Origin of the sequence: Kineococcus aurantiacus, from assembly GCF_013409345.1 — a bacterium.
Taxonomy (GTDB): Bacteria; Actinomycetota; Actinomycetes; order Actinomycetales; family Kineococcaceae; genus Kineococcus; species Kineococcus aurantiacus.
Map to the genome: position 1 here is coordinate 2161607 of NZ_JACCBB010000001.1, position 17884 is coordinate 2179490.

Sequence of the window (17884 nt, forward strand, 5' to 3'; positions counted from 1 at the left end):
TCACTGGGTGACCGCGAACAGCAGGAACGCGCGGTAGGCGATGACGACGACGGCCAGGCAGGCCACGACGAGGACGAGGGGGCTGGGCCGGGACCGGTCGGTCAGGGCCCACAGGGTCGCGGCGGGCAGGACGAAGGGCGCCACGACGAGGTAGGCGACGGACGTCGCGGTCTCCACGGGGCGGGTCCCGCCGGCCAGCGCCGCGAAGCCGTCGACGGTGACCGCGAGCACGGCCAGCTCGACGACGCCGAGGCCGGCGAGGGTGGCGCGCCCGACGCGCCGGTCCCGGGCGACGACCACGACCGCCCACCCGGCCATCACCAGGGCCAACAGGCTGAGGACGGCGACGAGGAGACCGGACACGGGGGTGAACTCTACGTGCGCCGGGAATCCGGACCGCGGTCCGCTCGTTGCCCCTCAGCGTGGACACCGCCTCGCCCTTCCTCACGCCCGTCACCCTCGGGGACCTGGCCCTGCCCAACCGCCTCGTCATGGCACCGCTGACGCGCACGCGCGCCGGCGCGGCCGGCGTGCCCGGCCCGCTCGTGGCCGAGCACTACGCCCAGCGCGCCTCGCTGGGGCTGATCGTGGCCGAGGGCACGTACCCCAGCCACGAGTCCCGCTCCTACCCCGGCCAGCCCGGCCTGGTCACCGACGCCCAGCAGGAGGGCTGGCGCGCCGTCGCCGACGCCGTCCACGCCGCGGGCGGCCGGATCGTGGTGCAGCTCATGAACGGCGGCCGCGTCTCGCACACCGACATCACCGGCACCGACCGGATCGTGGCCCCCAGCGCGGTCGCGGTCTCCGGCGAGGCGCACACGGCCGACGGCAAGGAGCCGTACCCCGTGCCGCACGCGCTGACCGAGGAGGAGATCCCCGGAATCGTGGCGGAGTTCGTGGCGGCCGCGCGCCGCGCCGTGGACGCCGGACTGGACGGCGTGGAGGTGCACAGCGCCAACGGGTACCTGCTGCACCAGTTCCTGGCGCCGGGCTCGAACCACCGCACCGACGCCTACGGCGGGTCCCCGCAGAACCGGGCCCGGCTGGCCGTGGAGGTGACCCGCGCGGTGGCCGCCGAGATCGGCGCGGGCCGCGTCGGCATCCGCATCTCCCCCGCGCACAACATCCAGGACGCCCTGGAGACCGACCCCGCCGACGTCGAGGCCACCTACACCCACCTGGTGGAGCAGCTGCAGCCGCTGGGGCTGGCGTACCTGAGCGTCCTGCACGCCGACCCCTCGGGGGAGTTCGTCCAGGGGCTGCGCAAGCGCTTCGGCGGGCCGCTCATGGTGAACAGCGGGTTCGCGCGGGTGACGGCCCGCGAGGAGGCCGCCGGGTACCTCGCCGACGGCGCCGCGGACGTCGTGGCCGTCGGCCGGGCCGTCATGGCGAACCCGGACCTGCTGGAGCGCTGGGTCGGCGGTCACCCGGAGAACGAGCTGGACCCCTCGACGTCGTACGGGCAGGGCGCGGCCGGTTACACCGACTACCCGTTCCTGACGCCCCGCTCCTGACGCCTGCCCCGACCGGGGCTCAGGAGGCCGCGAGGTCGGTGCACGAGCGCAGGGACTCCTTGTGCCGCACCGCCTCGTCGGCCGCCTCGCCCTCCAGCGGCACGGGCACCCCGCCGCGGATCGTCGCCGGTCGCCACCGCGCGGCCGACACCCCGCCCGTGCCGGGGAGGGTGAGTTCCAGGACCCCCGTCTCCACGGCGGCCCCCCTCTTGGCGTAGAACACGAAGTTGCCCAGGCCGTAGTCGACGAAACCCTTCCGCCCGCCCGACTCCAGGTACCCCTGGCCGAGCTGGACGTGGGCGTGGGACCCGACGACGGCGTCGGCCCCGGCGGCGACGAGCGCGGCCGCGAGGCCCTGCTGGTCGTCGGTGGGGCAGTCCCGGGACTCCCTGCCCCAGTGCAGGACCACGACGACCGAGTCGCTGCGGGACCGCTCGGCCTCCACCGCGTCGACGAGCCGCTGCCGGCCGGCGGCGGTCTGGACGGAGGCCAGCCCCGGCTGGGTGTCCGTCGCGGTCCACGCCGTCGCCAGGGAGGAGTCGAGCACCTGCGTCGCGTCGAACACCGCGATCCGGTTGTCGTCGACGGTGGCGCGGTGGGGGGCGAACGCGGCGTCGGCGTCGCGCCCCAGGCCGATGACCGGCAGGCCCTCGGCCTCCGCCGCGGCGAGGGTGTCGGTGAGCCCGGTGCGCCCGTAGTCGAGGCTGTGGTTGTTGGCCATGGCCGCGACGTCGACGCCCGCGGCCTCCAGCGCCCCGAGCGCGGACGCCGGCGCCCGGAACGTGTACTTCTTCCCCGCGGCCTGCCCGCGGTCGGTGATGGCCGTCTCGACGTTGACGACCGCGAGGTCGGCGGCCCCCAGCACGGGCGCGATGGCCTGCAGCCCACCGGGTTCGAGCGCGGACGCGCTGGCCCCCTCGAAGTGGGTGTCCCCGGCGACGGCGATCGTGACGGGCCGCGGGTCGGGGCGGGCGGGTTCGTCGGGTCGGGAGCAGCCCCCCGCCACGACGAGGGTCGTGACCGCGAGGACCGCTCCGCACAGCTTGCGCACGGGTGAACGGTAGTTCGCCCGCGGCGCCCGCCCCGGCGCCCCGCCGGGCACGAGGCTGACCCCGGCAGGGCCACCCGCCGGGAGACCGGGGAGGGCACCCGCGCGCCGTCCGCCGGTTCCTCGGTTAGCGTCCCTGCGTGCCCGAACTGCCCGAGGTCGAGACCGCCCGCGCCGTCATCGAGGCCGGTGGCCTGCACCGGGAGATCGCCGAGGTCGACGACAACGACACCTACGAGTGCCGCCCGCACGCCCCCGGCGACATCGCCAAGGCCCTCGTGGGCCGCACGCTGACGGCGGCGCACCGCCGCGGGAAGTCGATGTGGTGCGACACCTCCGGCGACGGCCCGGCCCTGGGCATCCACCTGGGCATGAGCGGCCGCGTGTTCGTCACCGCACCGGACGGGACGCTGTCCGTCGGCGGTGACTACGCCGGGCCGCGGCCGGCCACCGGCCCGCAGAAGGAGGAGTGGTACCGCTTCTCGATCGTCTTCGCCGACGGCGGGTCGCTGCGGCTGTTCGACAAGCGGCGGCTGGGCCGGGTGCGGCTGGACCCCGACCTCGACGCCCTGGGGCCCGACGCCGAGCTCATCGGCCGCGAGGAGTTCCGTGCCCGGGTGGGCCGCGGCACGGCCCCGCTCAAGGCCCGGGTCATGGACCAGTCGGTGCTGGCGGGGGTGGGGAACCTGCTGGCCGACGAGGTGCTGTGGCGGGCCCGGCTGAGCCCCCTGCACCCCGCGGGGGAGCTGACCGTGGAGGACCTGGACCGGCTGCGCCGGGAGCTGCGCGGCGGCATCCGGCACGCCGTCAAGCACGGCGGCGTCCACACCGGGGAGGTCGTCCCGCACCGCAGGGCCGGGGGGCACTGCCCGCGCTGCGGGGCGGAGATGGTGCGCGCCACGGTCGGGGGCCGCACGACGTGGTGGTGCCCGGCCGAGCAGGTCTGAGCCCGCGGGCAGCCCTGCGGACCGGGTCGCTCAGGACCGGGTGAAGCCCCGCCGGGACGTCTCGACGTGGCGGACCATCGCCCGCCCCGCCCGCGCCCCGTCCCCGCTGGCGATGGCCGCGACGATGCGCCGGTGCTCGGTCCAGGCGCGGTGCCCCTGCTGCGGGACGGTCGTGGCGTAGGCCCACTGGATCTGCTCGCTGACGCGGCGCAGGACCATCGCCATGCTGTGCGACCCCGACAGCACCGCGATCGTGCCGTGGAACCGGGAGTTCAGCTCCGCCCCCAGGACCGGGTCGCCGGCGTCGAGGGCGGCGAAACCGGCCTCGACGATGCCGGTCAGCTCCTCGACCACGGCGGTCTCCCCCGCCGCGACCCGGTGGGCGCAGCGGCTGGCGGTGATCTCCTCCACGACGCACCGCACGGCGTACAGGTCGGCGAGGTCGTCGACGGGCACCTGCGCGACGCGGGCCCCGGCGTTGGGCCGCAGCTCCACGAAGCCCTCCCCGGCCAGCGCCCGCAGCGCCTCCCGCACCGGCACCCGGGAGGTGCCGTAGCGCTCCACGAGGACCGCCTCGGTCAGCCGCGCCCCCGGCGGGAAGAACCCGCCGAGGACGTCGCGGCGCAGCTGCCCGGTGACCCGCTCGGCCGAAGCCCCCACCCCCGCTCCCCCGTCAGGCCGCGGCCCGGCCCGGGATCGCCGACAGCAGCTGGGCGGTGTACTCCTCGCGGGGGTGGTCGAACACGTCCCCGATCATGCCCTGTTCCACGACCCTGCCGGACCGCATGACGAGCACGCGGTGCGCCAGGTGCCGCGCGACGGCCAGGTCGTGGGTGATGAACAGGTACGTCAGGCCCAGCTCGTCCTGCAGCCGCTCCAGCAGCCCCAGCACCTGCTGCTGCACGAGGACGTCCAGGGCCGAGGTCGCCTCGTCGAGCACGACGACCTTGGGGTTCAGGGCCAGCGCCCGGGCGATGGCGACGCGCTGGCGCTGCCCGCCGGACAGCTCCACGGGGCGGCGCTGGGCCGTGGCGCGGCTCAGGGACACCTGGTCGAGCAGCTCCCCGACGCGGGCGCGGCGGCTGCGGGCGTCCCCGACGCGGGCGATCCGCAGCGGTTCGTCGATGAGCCGTTCCAGCGTCTTCGTCGGGTCCAGGGACCCGAAGGGGTCCTGGAACACCGGCTGGACGTCGCGGCGGCCGCCGTCGACGTCGATCCGCCCGCTCGTGGGGGCCTCCAGTCCCAGGACGAGCCGGGCGGTGGTCGTCTTGCCCGAGCCGGACTCCCCCACGACGGCGGTCGTGGTGCCCGCCGGGACGGTGAAGGACACCCCGTCCACGGCCCGCAGCCGCTCCCGCTGGCCCCGGACGCGGTACTCCTTCACCAGGTCCTGCACGACGAGGACGTCCGCGGCGGGCGGTTCGGGCAGCGCGCGCGGCGCGGTCCGCCCGGCCGTGGCGGGGGCCGCGGCCACCAGCGCCCGGGAGTACTCCGCGGCCGGCTCCCGCAGCACCCGCGCGGCCGGGCCGGTCTCGACGACCCGGCCCTCGGACATCACCACGACGTCGTCGCAGCGGTCCGCGGCCAGGGCGAGGTCGTGGGTCACCAGCAGCAGCGACGCCCCGCGGGCGGCGGTGAGCCGGTCGAGGTGGTCGAGGATCTGCCGCTGCACGGTGACGTCGAGCGCGGAGGTGGGCTCGTCGGCGATGAGCAGCTCCGGTTCGGCGGCCAGCGCCATCGCGATGAGGACGCGCTGGCGCATCCCGCCGGAGAACTCGTGCGGGTACTGCCGCGCGCGCCGGCCGGCGTCGGGGATGCCGGCCTCCTCCAGCAGTTCCACGGCGCGGTCGCGGGCGGCCGAGCCCCGGGCCAGCCCGTGCATCGCCAGCGTCTCGGCGACCTGCCGGCCGACGCGGGCCGAGGGGTTGAGGTTCGACATGGGGTCCTGCGGGACGAGCCCGACCTGCCGTCCCCGCAGCCGCCGCAGCCGGTTCTCGTCGCGCTCGCGCAGCGCGGCGGTGACGTCGTCGCCGGCCACGACGACCCGGCCGCCGGTGACGCGGCCCGCGCCCTGCAGCAGCCCCAGGACGGCCGCGGCCGTCGTCGACTTGCCCGAGCCGGACGCGCCCACGACGGCGACGCGGTGGCCGCGGCGGACGCTCACGTCGACGCCGTGCAGCACGGTGGTCGCCCCGTAGGCGACCTGCAGCCCCTCGACCCGCAGCAGTTCCCCGCCCCTGGTCACCGGGTCCACCGGGTTTGTCGCGTCCACCGCGCTCACCGCCCCACCGCGTAGCCCTGGGCGCCGCGGGAGTTCGCGGCGGCGTGCAGCACCCCGGTGCGCGGGTCGCGCCCGGCGCAGGACAGCCGGCCCAGCGACCAGTCCCCCGAGCGGGTCACGACGTGCCCGCGCTCGGTCAGCCCGGCGATGACGTCCTCACCGATCCGGGCCTCGACGACGGCGCCGCCGGGGGTCCAGGTGCGCGGCCAGAACGAGCCCGGCATCGAGGTCGTGTGCAGGGCGGGCGCGTCGATGGCCTCCTGCGGGGAGTACCCGCCGACGAGGGTGCGCAGCAGGTACAGCAGCTGCCACTGGTCCTGCTGGTCCCCGCCGGGGGTGCCCAGCGCCTCGACGGGTTCGCCGTCGCGCAGCAGCAGCGTGGGGGTCAGCGTCGTGCGGGGCCGCCCGCCCGGGCGCAGCGAGGAGGGGCCCCCCTCCTCCAGCCAGGTCATCTGCAGCCGCGACCCGAGGCAGAACCCCAGTTCCGGCACGGTCGGGGAGGACTGCAGCCAGCCGCCCGACGGGGTCGCGGACACGACGTTGCCCCAGCGGTCGACGACGTCGACGTGGCAGGTGTCGCCGCGGGTGGTGCCGGTGCTCTCCACGGTGGGTTCACCGACGGTGGGTTCGCCCACGCCGACCGCGGACGGGGCGTCGGTGCGCAGCGGCGGCACGAAGGGTTCCCGGCCGCCGACGGTGCCGGGACGGAACTCGTGGGAGGCGCGGTCGGTGATGAGGGCGCGCCGGGTCGCGGCGTACTCCTCCGAGAGCAGCTCGCGCAGGACGTCGGGGTCGGCCTCCGAGCCGTACCAGGCGTCGCGGTCGGCCAGCGCCAGCTTCAGCGCCTCCAGGACGGTGTGGGCGCCGCGGACGGTCGAGGGGTCGAGGTCGGCGTCGTCGAACCCGTCGAGCAGGCGCAGCGCCTGCAGCAGCACCGGGCCCTGGCCGAAGGGGCCGGTCTTGGCGACGGTGGTGCCGCGGAACTCGACCGTCGTGGCGGGTTCGTACCCGGCGGAGAACGCGGACCAGTCCGAGACCTCCAGGACGGCGGCGTGGTCGGTGCCGGAGGAGTGCCGGTGCGGGGTGCGCAGGAACTCCACGGCCTCGCGGGCGACGAAACCCTCGCGCCACTCGGTGCGGAACGCCTCGATCCGCTCCTCGCGGGACCCGGCGTCCTTCCCGGCGTCCAGGAGGCGCTGCAGCGTGCGCGCCCACGCGGGGTTGGTGATGACGTCGCCGGCCGCCGGGACGCGCCCGTCCGGCATCCACAGCGCGGCCGAGCTGGGCCAGTGCTCGCGGAACAGGCCGGCCACCGAGGCGATGGTCGTGCCGACCCGGCCGACGACGGGGTGCCCGTCGCGGGCGTACCCGATGGCCGGTTCCAGGACGTCGGCGAGCTCCCACGTGCCGTGGTCGCGCAGCAGCACCACCCAGGCGTCGACCGCGCCGGGGACGGCCGCGGCCAGCCCACCCGCGCCGGGCACCGTGTCCAGGCCCTCGGCCCGGTAGTGCTCGATCGTGGCTCCCGCGGGCGCCGGGCCCTGCCCGTTGAGGACGACGGGCGTGGGGTCGTCCGCGGTGGCGAACACGCACGTCATGTCCCCGCCGGGTCCGTTGAGGTGCGGTTCGACGACGTGCAGGACGAACGCGGTGGCCACGGCGGCGTCGAAGGCGTTGCCGCCGCGCTCCAGGACCGACTGCCCGGTGGCCGAGGCCAGCCAGTGCGTCGAGGCCGTCATGCCGAAGGTGCCGCGCAGGGTGGGCCGGGTGGTGTGGTCGGCCGGGGGGACGAAGGCGCTCACCGGGTTGCTCCGCTCGGGTCGAGGGCGTCGCGCAGGGCGTCGCCGAACAGGTTGAAGGCCAGGCAGACCAGCAGGATCGCCAGGCCGGGGAACAGCGCCGCCGTCGGCGCGCGGAAGATGTACTGCTGGGCGTCGGACAGCATGATGCCCAGGCTCGGGGTGGGCGGCTGGATGCCCAGGCCGAGGAACGACAGCAGGGCCTCGCCGATGACGACGGCCGGCACGATGACGGTGGCCTGCACGACGATCGAGGGCACCGCGTTCGGCAGGACGTGGGTGGCCAGGACGCGCGCGCCGGAGGCGTCCATCGTCCGGGCGGCCAGCACGTACTCGGCCTCGCGCAGCCGCAGCGTCTCGGCGCGCACGACGCGGATGACCTGCGGCACGTGCGCGACGCCCAGGGCGATCGCCGCGTTGCCCAGGCTGGCCCCCCGGATCGCGGCCAGGCCGACGGCCAGGACGAGAAACGGGAAGGCCAGGACGACGTCGGTGAGCCGGGACACCACGACGTCCAGCCCCCGCCAGTACCCCGCCGCCAGCCCCAGCGGGGTGCCGACGACGACGGAGAGCACGACGGCCAGGACGGCCACCTGCAGCGAGGCGCGCAGGCCGAACAGGATGCGGGACATCACGTCGCGGCCCAGGTCGTCGGTGCCCAGCCAGAACCCCACGGTGCGCGGCACCTGGAACGGGGTCTCGAAGTGGACCTGCGCCGGCGGGTACGGCGCGAGCAGCGGGGCCAGCAGCGCGGCGAGCACCACCAGGGCCACCAGGACCATCCCCACCACGCCGGAGGGGTTGCGCAGCATGCGCTTCAGGACGAGCCCGCGGCTGGACCCGAGGTCCACCTCGAGCCTGTCGGCGGCTTGCACGGTCTGGCTCATCGGGCACCTCCGGCGACGCGGATGCGGGGGTCGAGGACGGTGTAGAGCACGTCGACCACGAGGTTGATGACGACGTAGGCGAGGGTCACGACGAGGACGACGCCCTCGATGACGGGGTAGTCGCGGCTGAACACCGAGTCCAGCGTCAGCTTGCCGAAACCGGGCAGGCCGAAGATGCGCTCGGTGACGACGGCGCCGGAGATCAGCCCGCCCAGCTGCAGGCCGACGAGGGTGACGACGACGACGAGGGAGTTGCGCAGCGCGAACCGCAGCACGACGGCCGAGCGGGAGGCGCCCTTGGCGCGGGCGGTGCGGACGTAGTCGGCCGAGAGGTTCTGCAGCATCGAGGCCCGGGTCTGGCGCATGACGACCGCGGCGATCCCGGCGCCGAGGATGACCGCCGGCAGCGTGAGGTGGTGCAGGGACCGCAGCGGGTCCTCGGCCGGGGAGACGTACCCGGAGGCGGGGAACCAGCCGAGCCCTACGGCCAGGTAGAGGATCGCCAGCAGCCCCAGCCAGAAGCTCGGCACCGACAGCCCCAGCAGCGACAGCCCGTTGACGCCGGCCTCGGCCCAGGTCCCGCGGCGGACCGCGGCGACGACACCCATCGCCAGGCCCAGCACGACCGCGAAGAGCATGGCGTAGACGGACAGCCAGACCGTGACGGGCAGCGTCGCGCCGATGAGCTCGGTCACCGGCGTCCCCGTGCGCACCGAGGTCCCCAGGTCGCCGGTCAGGGCGTGGGTGAGGAACCTCCAGTACTGCACCCAGACCGGCTGGTCCAGGCCGAGGTCGGCGCGCACGGCCGCGAGCGCCTCCGGGGTGGCCTCCTCCCCGGCGGCGGCGAGGGCGGGGTCGCCGGGCAGCGCGCGCACCCCGGCGAAGACGACCACCGAGGCGAGCAGGAGCGTCACGACGCTCTGCCAGACCCGGGACAGCAGGAAACGTCCCATCTCACTCACTCCCCTGGAGGAAGGCGGCCCGCCCGAGGCGGACGACGCCGTCGGCGTAGGTCTCGACCCCGGCGACGGCGTCCTCACCGGAACTGACGTACCCGGTGATGCTGCGCACGCGGTAGAGGTAGACGATCGGGTTGTCCCGCTGCACGATCGCGACGACCTGCCCGTAGAGGTCGGCGCGGACGGCGGGGTCGGTGCTGCGGGCGGCCTGCTTGAGCAGCGCGTCGACCTCGGGGTCGGAGTACCCCGAGTAGTTGCTGCCCGCGCCGGTGGTCAGGAAGCTGGAGGAGTTCCCGTGCGGGTCGACGCGGCCGGACCAGCCGAGCTGGACGGCCTCGAAGTCGCCGGAGGACTGCTGGTCCAGCAGCGTGGAGTACTCGACGGGTTCGATCTCGAGCTGGAAACCGGCTTCGGCGACGCTGGCCTGCAGGGCCTGCGAGAGCCGCAGCGTGTCGGCGGTGTTCGAGGCGGACACCCTGATCCGGTACGGCAGTTCCACCCCGGCCTCGGTGAGCAGCTCCTCGGCCCGGGCCGGGTCGTGCGGCGGGCAGGCGTCGGAGGCCTCGGTGGCGTAGACGCTGTCGGGGGAGATGAACGAGCAGGCCGGCTGGTACCAGTCGTTGAACACCGAGTTCACGAGGGCCTGCCGGTCGACGGCGAGCGAGAACGCCTCGCGGATGCGCGGGTCCGTCGCCAGCGGGGTGTCGATGCGGCCCGGGGGTTTCCCCACGCCGTCGGTGTTCCCGAGGTTGAAGGTGACGCCCTGGTACCCGAACGAGCCGGTCTGCAGCAGGCCGGTGCCCTCCTCCTGCCGCAGCGCGTCGACGTCCTGCGGGGACAGGCTGTCGGCGACCTGCACGTCCCCGGACCGCAGGTTCGCGGCGCGGATGGTGGCGTCGGTCATGATCCGGTAGGTGATGGAGTCGAGGTGGACCTGGTCGGCCGCGTAGTAGCCGGGGTCGCGTTCGACGGTGATCGACGTCTGCGGGACGCGGTCGACGAACTTGAAGGGCCCCACGCAGGTGGGGTGGTCGCCGAAGTCCTCCCCCCGTTCGGCCAGCGCCGCGGGTGACATGACCACGCCGGCGCGGTCGGCGAGGGAGGCGGTGAGCGGGGCGAACGGCGTCTCGTAGTGGACGACGACGGTCGAGGGGCCGGTCGCCTCGACGTCGCGGACGGGCCCGAGCTCGTTCTTGCGGCTGCTCGTCGGCAGGGTGAGGTTGCGTTCGAGCGTCGTGACGACGGCGGCGGCGTCCAGCGGGGTGCCGTCGGCGAACCGGATGCCGGAGCGGACGGGGATCGTCACGGTGAGGCCGTCGGGCGAGGTCGTGGGCAGGGCCTCGGCGAGCTGGGGGACGAGGTTCCCGTCGGCGTCGATGTCGTAGAGCTTCTCGCAGATCGCGTTCATGACGTAGCGCGTGTAGAGCGAGGACGACGTCGTGGGGTCGAGCCGGTCGGGTTCGGCGGACAGGGCCATGACGAGGTCGCCGCCGTCGCGCAGGGGGCGGTCGCCGACCGGGACCCCGGTGACGTCCTCGCGCTCGGGCGCCTGCCCGACGGGCTGGACGGGCACGCACGCGGTCAGGGCCAGCAGGGGTGCGAGCGCGGCGGTCGTGAGCAGTGCTGGTCGGGCAGTCATCGCGAACCTCTCGCAGGTCGGATTCGGCAGCCGAACGTATACAATTCAGGCACCGTACTCTTCCCGTGTTTCCCCCGTGTTTCACACCGCGGGGTCGCCCAGCCCACCGAGCACGGAGACCGCGATGCCCCCCGAGAAGACGTCCGAGAAGCCCGCCGGCACCACCGGGGACCCGGCGCGCCGCGCCTCCTGGCACCTCGCGCTCATGCTCGTCCTGACGTTCTCCACCGGGATCGTCGACGCCGTCGGCTACCTCGGGCTGGACCGCGTCTTCACCGCCAACATGACCGGCAACGTCGTGATCCTCGGGATGGCCCTCACCGGGTCGCAGGACCTGCCGATCCTGGGCCCCGTGCTCGCCCTGGCCGGTTTCCTCCTCGGCGCCGCCGTCGTGGGCCGGGTGCTGCGCCGCGCCGCGACGGGGTGGACGACCGCCTCCACGTGGGTCTTCGCGCTCGTCGGGGTCGTGCTGGCCGGCCTGGCCGTGGCCGCCTCGCTCATCGCCGGGCTGCCCGTCGAGCCCGGCACCACCCCGCCGCCGGCCGCCCTGGTCGTGACCACCGTGCTGGGCCTGGCGATGGGCGGTCAGGCCGCGGCCGCGCGCCGGCTGGGGGTCAAGGACGTCACCACGGTCGTCGTCACCTCGACCCTGACGGGGCTGGCCGCCGACTCCCGCCTCGCCGGCGGCAGCGGCGAGGGGTGGCGCCGCCGCCTCGGCGCGGTCGTGCTCATCCTCGCCGGCGCGGCCGTCGGCGCGGCGCTGCTGCGCTGGCACGTCGGCGCCGGGCTGGGCCTGGCCGCCCTCATCTCCCTCGTGGCCGCCGTCCTGGGCCACCTGCGGGCGCACGCCACCCGCTGAACCCCCGGCCCACCCCGGCCCACCCCCGGGGGTGACCCCGGGGTCATCCCGGGGTCACACGGGGAAGCGGACCCCGGTGAGCTCCTCGGAGACGGCCCACAGCCGCTGCTGGACGGCGAGGTCGTGCGACTGCGGGCTGGAGACGACCGGCCGCGGCAGGCCGCGCGACTCACCGGGACCGCCCGGCCCGAAGTACTGCCCGCCCAGGACGGCCGGGTCGGTGGCGGCCCGCAGCGTCGGCAGCGCCCCCGCGGCCGCCGGTTGCGCGAGCAGCGACCCGAACCGCTCCATCGCCGCCCGCACCGGGGCCGGGGAGTTGCGGACCAGCTCGGTGTTCGACACCCCTGGGTGCGCGGCCACCGCGATCGTCGCCGCGCCGCGGGCCGCGAGCCGGCGCTGCAGCTCGTAGGTGAACAGCAGGTTCGCCAGCTTGGACTGCCCGTAGGCGCCGGCGCGGGAGTAGGAGCGCTCCCACTGCAGGTCCTCGAAGCGGATCGCGGCCCGGAACCGGTGGGCCAGGCTGCTGACGGTCACCACGCGCGAGCCAGGGACGGGCAGCAGCGCGTCGAGCAGCAGCCCCGTCAGGGTGAAGTGGCCCAGGTGGTTGGTCCCGAACTGCCGCTCGAAGCCGTCCTGCGTCGTCTCCCGCGGCGTGTACATGACCCCGGCGTTGTTGACGAGCAGGTCCAGGCGGGGGTGCGCGGCCCGCAGCGCCTGCGCCGCCTCCCGGACCGAGCCGAGCGAGGACAGGTCCAGCCGCTGGACCGAGACGTCCCCGCCCATCCGCGCCGCGGCCGCCTCCCCCCGGCCGACGTCGCGGACCGCCAGCACCACCGTGGCGCCCCGGGCCGCGAGGACCGCGGCGGTCTCGAAGCCGAGGCCCGTGTTGGCCCCGGTGACCACGGCCACCCGGCCGTGCTGGTCCGGGACGTCGCCCGCCGTCCACCGCGCGCTGCTCACGTCGTCCTCCTCGTCCCGCGCACCGCCGGCCGGTGCGGCCCTGCGGCGATCCTGCGCCCCGCACCCGCGCGGCGCGCGTCAGTCGGGCGGCCCGGCGAGCCGGCGCGCGTCGCGCTCCCCGTCGGCGGTGGACCCCTCCCGGTCGCGCGCGCGGTGGGCGTCGGCCTGCGCCTGGACCCACCCCTGGTGCGCCTCCCACGCGCTCTGCTCGGTCACGCCCGAGGCCGCCGCGATCTGCGACCAGGAGGCGCCCGCCGCGCGCGCCGCCCGGACCGCGAGCTGACGCGGCCGGGGCGGGGGCGCGAGGGCCCCGGCGGGCCCGGCGGGGCGGGGCGGTGGCGAGGGGGCGGCGGGCGGTGCAGCATCATCGGCACGACGGATGCCAGCCCGACCAGCCGGTGCGACCGGTGCGACCGCAGTGACGAGGAAGCCATGACCAACCCCCGCGCAGGACAGCACGCCGAGCCCTCGGACCTCATCGACGTCGCGCACGTCGTCACCGCGTACTACGCCGCGAAGCCGGACCCGGCCGAGGTCGGCCAGCGCGTCGCCTTCGGCACCTCCGGGCACCGCGGCTCCAGCCTCGACGCGGCCTTCAACGAGGACCACATCCTCGCCACGACCCAGGCGATCGTCGACTACCGCCGCGAGCAGGGCTACGACGGCCCGCTGTTCCTCGGCCGCGACACCCACGCGCTGTCCGAACCGGCGTGGGTGTCCGCGCTGGAGGTCCTCGGCGCCAACGACGTCACCGTCCTCGTCGACGACCGCGACTCCTGGACCCCCACGCCCGCGGTCTCGCACGCCATCCTCGCCGCCAACCGGCAGGGGTCCTCGATCCGCACCACCGGCGCGGGCCTGGCCGACGGCATCGTCGTGACGCCCTCGCACAACCCGCCGCGCGACGGCGGTTTCAAGTACAACCCGCCGAACGGCGGCCCGGCCGACACCGACGCGACGGGCTGGATCGCCGGCCGCGCCAACGAGTACCTGGAGAAGGGGCTCGAGGGCGTGCGGCGCGTGGCGTTCGCGAAGGCCCGCGCGGCCGCGCAGGGCTACGACTTCCTCGGCACCTACGTCGACGACCTGCCGAACGTCCTGGAGATCGACGCGATCCGCGACGCCGGGATCCGCATCGGCGCCGACCCCCTCGGCGGGGCCAGCGTGGAGTTCTGGCAGGCGGTCGCCGAACGGCACCGCCTGGACCTGACCGTCGTGAACCCGCTCGTGGACCCGACCTGGCGGTTCATGACGCTGGACTGGGACGGGAAGATCCGGATGGACTGCTCCTCCCCCTCCGCCATGGCCTCCCTCATCGCCCAGCGCGACCAGTTCCAGATCGCCACGGGCAACGACGCCGACTCCGACCGCCACGGCATCGTGACGGCCGACGGGCTGATGAACCCGAACCACTACCTGGCCGTCGCCATCCAGTACCTGTTCGGGAACCGCCGGGGCTGGTCGCAGGGCGCCGCGATCGGCAAGACGCTCGTGTCCAGCTCGATGATCGACCGCGTCGCCGCCTCGCTCGGGCGGAAGCTGCTGGAGGTCCCCGTCGGGTTCAAGTGGTTCGTGCCGGGCCTGCTGGACTCCTCCGTCGGTTTCGGCGGCGAGGAGAGCGCGGGCGCGTCGTTCCTGCGCAAGGACGGCGGGGTGTGGAGCACCGACAAGGACGGCATCCTCCTGGCGCTGCTCGCCTCGGAGATCACCGCGGTCACGGGCAAGACCCCCAGCGAGCACTACGCCGACCTCACGGCGGAGTTCGGGGCGCCGGAGTACAAGCGCTCCGACGCGGCCGCCACCCGCGAGCAGAAGGCGACGCTGTCGAAGCTGTCCGCGGAGCAGGTCACCGCGACCGAGCTGGCGGGCGAGGAGATCGTCGCCAAGCTCACCGAGGCCCCCGGCAACGGCGCGAAGATCGGCGGGCTGAAGGTCGTCACCGAGTCGGCGTGGTTCGCCGCGCGCCCCTCCGGCACCGAGGACGTCTACAAGATCTACGCCGAGTCGTTCCGCGGCGCCGACCACCTGGCGCAGGTGCAGCGCGAGGCGCAGGAACTCGTGGACGGGGTCCTCGGGAGTTGATCCGCCCGTGACGAGGATCGACCAGTGGACGTGGGCGGTCCGGCTCTTCAAGAGCCGGTCCGTCGCGTCCGCCGCGGTCAAGGCCGGGCACGTCCGGCTCAACGGCGAGCGGGCCAAACCCGCTGCGGCCGTGCACGTCGGGGACGAGGTGCGCATCCGGGCCGAGGGGTACGAGAAGGTGTTCGAGGTCGTGCGGCTGCTCGACAAGCGCGTGGGCGCGCCGATCGCGCAGGCCGCGTACGTCGACAAGTCCCCACCGCCCCCGCCGAGGGACGAGTTCTTCGGCGCCTTCGGGACCCGCGACCGCGGCGCGGGACGCCCCACGAAGCGGGACCGCCGCGAGATGGACGAACTGCGAGGACGACGCCCGTGAACCCGACCCCGGACCCGCCCCTGGACCTGGAGGGGGCCCGTTCCCACGGGGACCCGCTCGCCGACGCCGTCGCCGACGCGGTGCTGGACGACGCCTCGGTGCGGGGGCAGTTCGCCACCGCCCTGCGCGACGGTTCGGCGGGCGCGGCCCACCCCGCGGTGCGCGCTTTCGTGGGTGAGCTGGAACGCCTGGCCGACGGCGCCGACCCCGCGCTGCTGGCCGCGGGCGCGCGGGCGACGTTCACGGCCCCGCTGGCCGTGCACGTCTTCGACGTGGGGGCCGGGGCGCTCATCAGCTCCTACCGGCCACCGGGCCCGGCGGCCGTGCTCGTCGGGACCGGACGCCTGGTCCACGGCACGCAGGGCCGGCTCACGGACACGGCCCGGTGGCTGTCGGCGGCCTCCCTGCCGGGGGGCCTGGTCCGGGGCGCCGAGGGCTGGGTCTCCACGGCGTGGGTCCGGCTCGGGCACGCGCTGGTGCGCCGGGGCCTGCAGCGGCGCGGTCCGCTGCCCGACGGCTCGGTGCCGATCAGCCAGTTCGACGACGTGCGCACCTGGCTGGACTTCACCGTCGTCGCGCCCCGCTCGGCGCACCGGCTGGGGTTCGCCGTGACCGACGCCGAGTACGCGCAGTTCCTCACGTACTGGCGGTTCCTGGGTGAGCTGCTGGGGGTGCGCCCCGAACTCCTCGCCGGGGTCGTCGACCGCCGCTCGGCGGCGGAGCTGCTGCACCGGGTGGACGCGCTGACCGGTCCGCCGTCGCAGGACTCCCGGGTGCTGGTGGCCGCCGGGGTCGAGGCCCTGGCGGGCGGCCTCACCGACCTCACCCGGATCCCGCACGGCCCGGCGCTGGCCGCCGCGCGCGTCGTGGCCCGGCACCTGCAGGGCCCGCAGCTGGGGCGGGCGCTGGGCCTGGGCGAGCCCGCCCCGCAGGACCGGCTCGTGCCGCTGGCCGCCGCGCTGGCCCGCGCCGGGCTGGCGGTGCTGCGGCGCTCGGACCGGGTGTGGAACGCGGTGCTGGAGGCGAACGTGGAGGCGAACCGGCGGTTCCTGCGGGAGACGGCGGCGGCGTGAACCCGGGCCGTCACCGGCTGCGGGGCAGGTCCTCCAGCCACTGCTCGACCTCGGCCAGCGTCAGGACCGGCCCGGCCGCGCCGAACGCGATGCGGGCGTCCTTCTCCCCCGGTCTCCCGCTGGTCAGCAGGTAGCCGGGGTGGCGGTTGGTGGGGGCCTGCAGGGTCCAGCCCTTGCGGGCGGCCTCCTTGCGCAGCCGCGCGAACCGCTCGTCGTCCCCGCCCGCGGCGGCGGGGGTGCCGGGGGTCACGAGGCCCTCGCGCAGGCCGCGGGGTCGGCGCGGTAGGCCTGCCCGGCGCGGATGACGTCGTCGAGCTTGTCGCGGGTGGCGGTCAGCTCCTCGAGCTGGGCCTGGACGCGGGCCCGTTCGGCCAGCAGCCGCTCGTGCATCTCGTCGGTCAGGACGCCGTGGTCCATGCACGGCAGGATCCGCACGACGGCCTTGCTGCCCAGGCCGGCGGCGTAGAGGTTCTGGATGAAGCGCACCCGCTCGACCGCCGAGTCGGGGTAGTGCCGCTGCCCGCCGGGGCTGCGCTCGGCCACCAGCAGCCCCTGCTCCTCGTAGTACCGCAGCGCGCGGACGCTGACGCCCGACCGCTTCGCGACCTCGCCGATGCGCACCGCTCCCCCTGCTCCCCCGTCCGGTGGACCCGTCCCGATACCGAAATCGACCCCGGGACGACTTGACCCTCACGTCGACGTGAGGTCCTAGCGTACCCGCATGACCACTGCACTCGTCACCGGCGCCAACCGCGGCATCGGCCGCCACCTCGCCTCCCAGCTCCTGGAACGGGGGGCCAAGGTCTACGCCGCCGCCCGCCGTCCCGAGACCCTCGACCTGCCCGGCGCCGTCCCCGTCGCCCTCGACATCACCGACCCCGACGCCGTCGCCGCGGCCGCCGCCCTGGCCACCGACGTGGACCTGCTGATCAACAACGCCGGCGTCTCCACCGGCGCGACCCTGCTCGGGGACCTGGGACCGGTGCGCACCGAGCTGGACGTGAACTTCTGGGGCACCCTGGCGATGGTGCGCGCCTTCGCCCCCGTACTGGCCGCCAACGGCGGCGGCGCGGTCGTCAACGTGGCGTCGGCGCTGTCCTGGTTCGCCTTCCCCGGCGCCGGGGCCTACGCGGTGTCGAAGGCGGCGAACTGGAACATGAGCAACGCGCTGCGCCTGGAACTGGCCGGGCAGGGCACGCAGGTGACCTCCGTCCACCTCGGTGCGGCCGACACGGACATGATGAAGGACTACGACGGCGACAAGACCGACCCGGCGACGGTCGCCGCGCGCACCCTGGACGCCGTCGCGGCGGGTGAGCTGGAGGTCGTCGTCGACGAGTGGAGCGCGATGGTCAAGGCTTCCCTGGCCCGGGACCCGCGGGAGTTCTACGCCGGCTTCCTGCCCGCCTGAGACTGCCGCGGCAGGGCGGCCCCGGATCCGGGCGAACAGCGGGCGAGTAGTT

The 17884-nt window shown here is 75.3% G+C and carries 19 protein-coding genes; 7 read left to right on the forward strand and 12 right to left on the reverse strand.

Annotated elements, in window-relative coordinates:
- Nucleotides 1-363: a hypothetical protein gene (locus tag BJ968_RS10430; RefSeq protein ID WP_179751562.1), complete on the reverse strand. Its 363-nt coding sequence runs from the start codon at nucleotides 361-363 to the stop codon at nucleotides 1-3.
- A 59-nt stretch (nucleotides 364-422) separates the two neighbouring features.
- Here BJ968_RS10430 and BJ968_RS10435 point away from each other — a divergent pair, with 59 nt between their 5' ends.
- Nucleotides 423-1514 (forward strand): alkene reductase, encoded by a 1092-nt coding sequence (locus tag BJ968_RS10435; RefSeq protein WP_343077949.1) that lies wholly within the window; start codon nucleotides 423-425, stop codon nucleotides 1512-1514.
- Nucleotides 1515-1533: 19 nt separating this feature from the next.
- Here BJ968_RS10435 and BJ968_RS10440 read toward each other — a convergent pair whose 3' ends face one another.
- A complete protein-coding gene (locus BJ968_RS10440) occupies nucleotides 1534-2565 on the reverse strand; it encodes a CapA family protein (RefSeq protein WP_343077950.1) in 1032 nt (343 codons plus the stop codon).
- A gap of 137 nt (nucleotides 2566-2702) precedes the next feature.
- On the opposite strand from BJ968_RS10440, the gene BJ968_RS10445 reads away from it, so the two are divergent.
- Entirely contained in the window at nucleotides 2703-3509 is an 807-nt protein-coding gene (locus tag BJ968_RS10445) for a DNA-formamidopyrimidine glycosylase family protein (protein WP_179751566.1), read from the forward strand.
- Between the two features lie 30 nt (nucleotides 3510-3539).
- On the opposite strand, the gene BJ968_RS26560 is transcribed toward BJ968_RS10445, so the two are convergent.
- Genes BJ968_RS26560 through BJ968_RS10475 form a run of 6 tightly spaced genes read right to left on the reverse strand, consistent with a single transcriptional unit; the run spans nucleotide 3540 to nucleotide 11074 of the window.
- On the reverse strand, nucleotides 3540-4169 hold the full coding sequence (locus tag BJ968_RS26560; RefSeq protein WP_179751568.1) for an FCD domain-containing protein: 630 nt from the start codon (nucleotides 4167-4169) through the stop codon (nucleotides 3540-3542).
- 13 nt (nucleotides 4170-4182) lie between these two features.
- The gene (locus BJ968_RS10455; RefSeq protein WP_343077952.1) at nucleotides 4183-5781 is read right to left on the reverse strand and encodes a dipeptide ABC transporter ATP-binding protein; all 1599 of its coding nucleotides are present in this window, start codon (nucleotides 5779-5781) and stop codon (nucleotides 4183-4185) included.
- A gap of 5 nt (nucleotides 5782-5786) precedes the next feature.
- Nucleotides 5787-7529, reverse strand: a complete 1743-nt coding sequence (locus BJ968_RS10460) for a gamma-glutamyltransferase family protein (protein WP_343078251.1) — start codon at nucleotides 7527-7529, stop codon at nucleotides 5787-5789.
- Between the two features lie 59 nt (nucleotides 7530-7588).
- Nucleotides 7589-8476: an ABC transporter permease gene (locus tag BJ968_RS10465; RefSeq protein ID WP_179751572.1), complete on the reverse strand. Its 888-nt coding sequence runs from the start codon at nucleotides 8474-8476 to the stop codon at nucleotides 7589-7591.
- A complete protein-coding gene (locus BJ968_RS10470) occupies nucleotides 8473-9429 on the reverse strand; it encodes an ABC transporter permease (RefSeq protein ID WP_179751574.1) in 957 nt (318 codons plus the stop codon). Before BJ968_RS10470 ends, BJ968_RS10465 begins: the two co-directional genes overlap by 4 nt.
- Before the next feature lies 1 nt (nucleotide 9430).
- On the reverse strand, nucleotides 9431-11074 hold the full coding sequence (locus BJ968_RS10475; RefSeq protein ID WP_179751577.1) for an ABC transporter substrate-binding protein: 1644 nt from the start codon (nucleotides 11072-11074) through the stop codon (nucleotides 9431-9433).
- 124 nt (nucleotides 11075-11198) lie between these two features.
- Here BJ968_RS10475 and BJ968_RS10480 point away from each other — a divergent pair, with 124 nt between their 5' ends.
- Nucleotides 11199-11933: a YoaK family protein gene (locus BJ968_RS10480; RefSeq protein WP_179751579.1), complete on the forward strand. Its 735-nt coding sequence runs from the start codon at nucleotides 11199-11201 to the stop codon at nucleotides 11931-11933.
- Between the two features lie 54 nt (nucleotides 11934-11987).
- Here the strand turns inward: BJ968_RS10480 and BJ968_RS10485 are convergent, their stop codons facing one another.
- Together BJ968_RS10485 and BJ968_RS10490 are read right to left on the reverse strand one after the other, a co-directional pair.
- Entirely contained in the window at nucleotides 11988-12893 is a 906-nt protein-coding gene (locus tag BJ968_RS10485; protein ID WP_179751581.1) for an oxidoreductase, read from the reverse strand.
- 78 nt (nucleotides 12894-12971) lie between these two features.
- Nucleotides 12972-13109 carry a hypothetical protein gene (locus BJ968_RS10490; protein ID WP_179751583.1) on the reverse strand — a complete coding sequence of 46 codons (138 nt, stop codon included), beginning with the start codon at nucleotides 13107-13109 and terminating at the stop codon, nucleotides 12972-12974.
- A gap of 216 nt (nucleotides 13110-13325) precedes the next feature.
- Here BJ968_RS10490 and pgm point away from each other — a divergent pair, with 216 nt between their 5' ends.
- The 3 genes from pgm to BJ968_RS10505 are packed head-to-tail and all read left to right on the forward strand — an operon-like array spanning nucleotide 13326 to nucleotide 16421.
- Complete coding sequence (pgm, locus tag BJ968_RS10495) at nucleotides 13326-14975, forward strand: phosphoglucomutase (alpha-D-glucose-1,6-bisphosphate-dependent) (RefSeq protein WP_179751585.1); 1650 nt, start codon at nucleotides 13326-13328, stop codon at nucleotides 14973-14975.
- Between the two features lie 7 nt (nucleotides 14976-14982).
- On the forward strand, nucleotides 14983-15348 hold the full coding sequence (locus BJ968_RS10500; protein WP_179751587.1) for a S4 domain-containing protein: 366 nt from the start codon (nucleotides 14983-14985) through the stop codon (nucleotides 15346-15348).
- Nucleotides 15345-16421 (forward strand): oxygenase MpaB family protein, encoded by a 1077-nt coding sequence (locus BJ968_RS10505; protein ID WP_179751589.1) that lies wholly within the window; start codon nucleotides 15345-15347, stop codon nucleotides 16419-16421. The genes BJ968_RS10500 and BJ968_RS10505 overlap by 4 nt, the downstream gene beginning before the upstream one ends.
- A gap of 10 nt (nucleotides 16422-16431) precedes the next feature.
- On the opposite strand, the gene BJ968_RS10510 is transcribed toward BJ968_RS10505, so the two are convergent.
- Together BJ968_RS10510 and BJ968_RS10515 are read right to left on the reverse strand one after the other, a co-directional pair.
- Entirely contained in the window at nucleotides 16432-16671 is a 240-nt protein-coding gene (locus BJ968_RS10510; RefSeq protein ID WP_179751591.1) for a hypothetical protein, read from the reverse strand.
- On the reverse strand, nucleotides 16668-17042 hold the full coding sequence (locus BJ968_RS10515) for a MerR family transcriptional regulator (RefSeq protein WP_179751593.1): 375 nt from the start codon (nucleotides 17040-17042) through the stop codon (nucleotides 16668-16670). The genes BJ968_RS10510 and BJ968_RS10515 overlap by 4 nt, the downstream gene beginning before the upstream one ends.
- Nucleotides 17043-17142: 100 nt before the next feature.
- Between BJ968_RS10515 and BJ968_RS10520 the strand changes: the two genes are divergently transcribed.
- Entirely contained in the window at nucleotides 17143-17832 is a 690-nt protein-coding gene (locus BJ968_RS10520; RefSeq protein WP_179751595.1) for an SDR family oxidoreductase, read from the forward strand.
- Nucleotides 17833-17884: the final 52 nt, after the last annotated feature.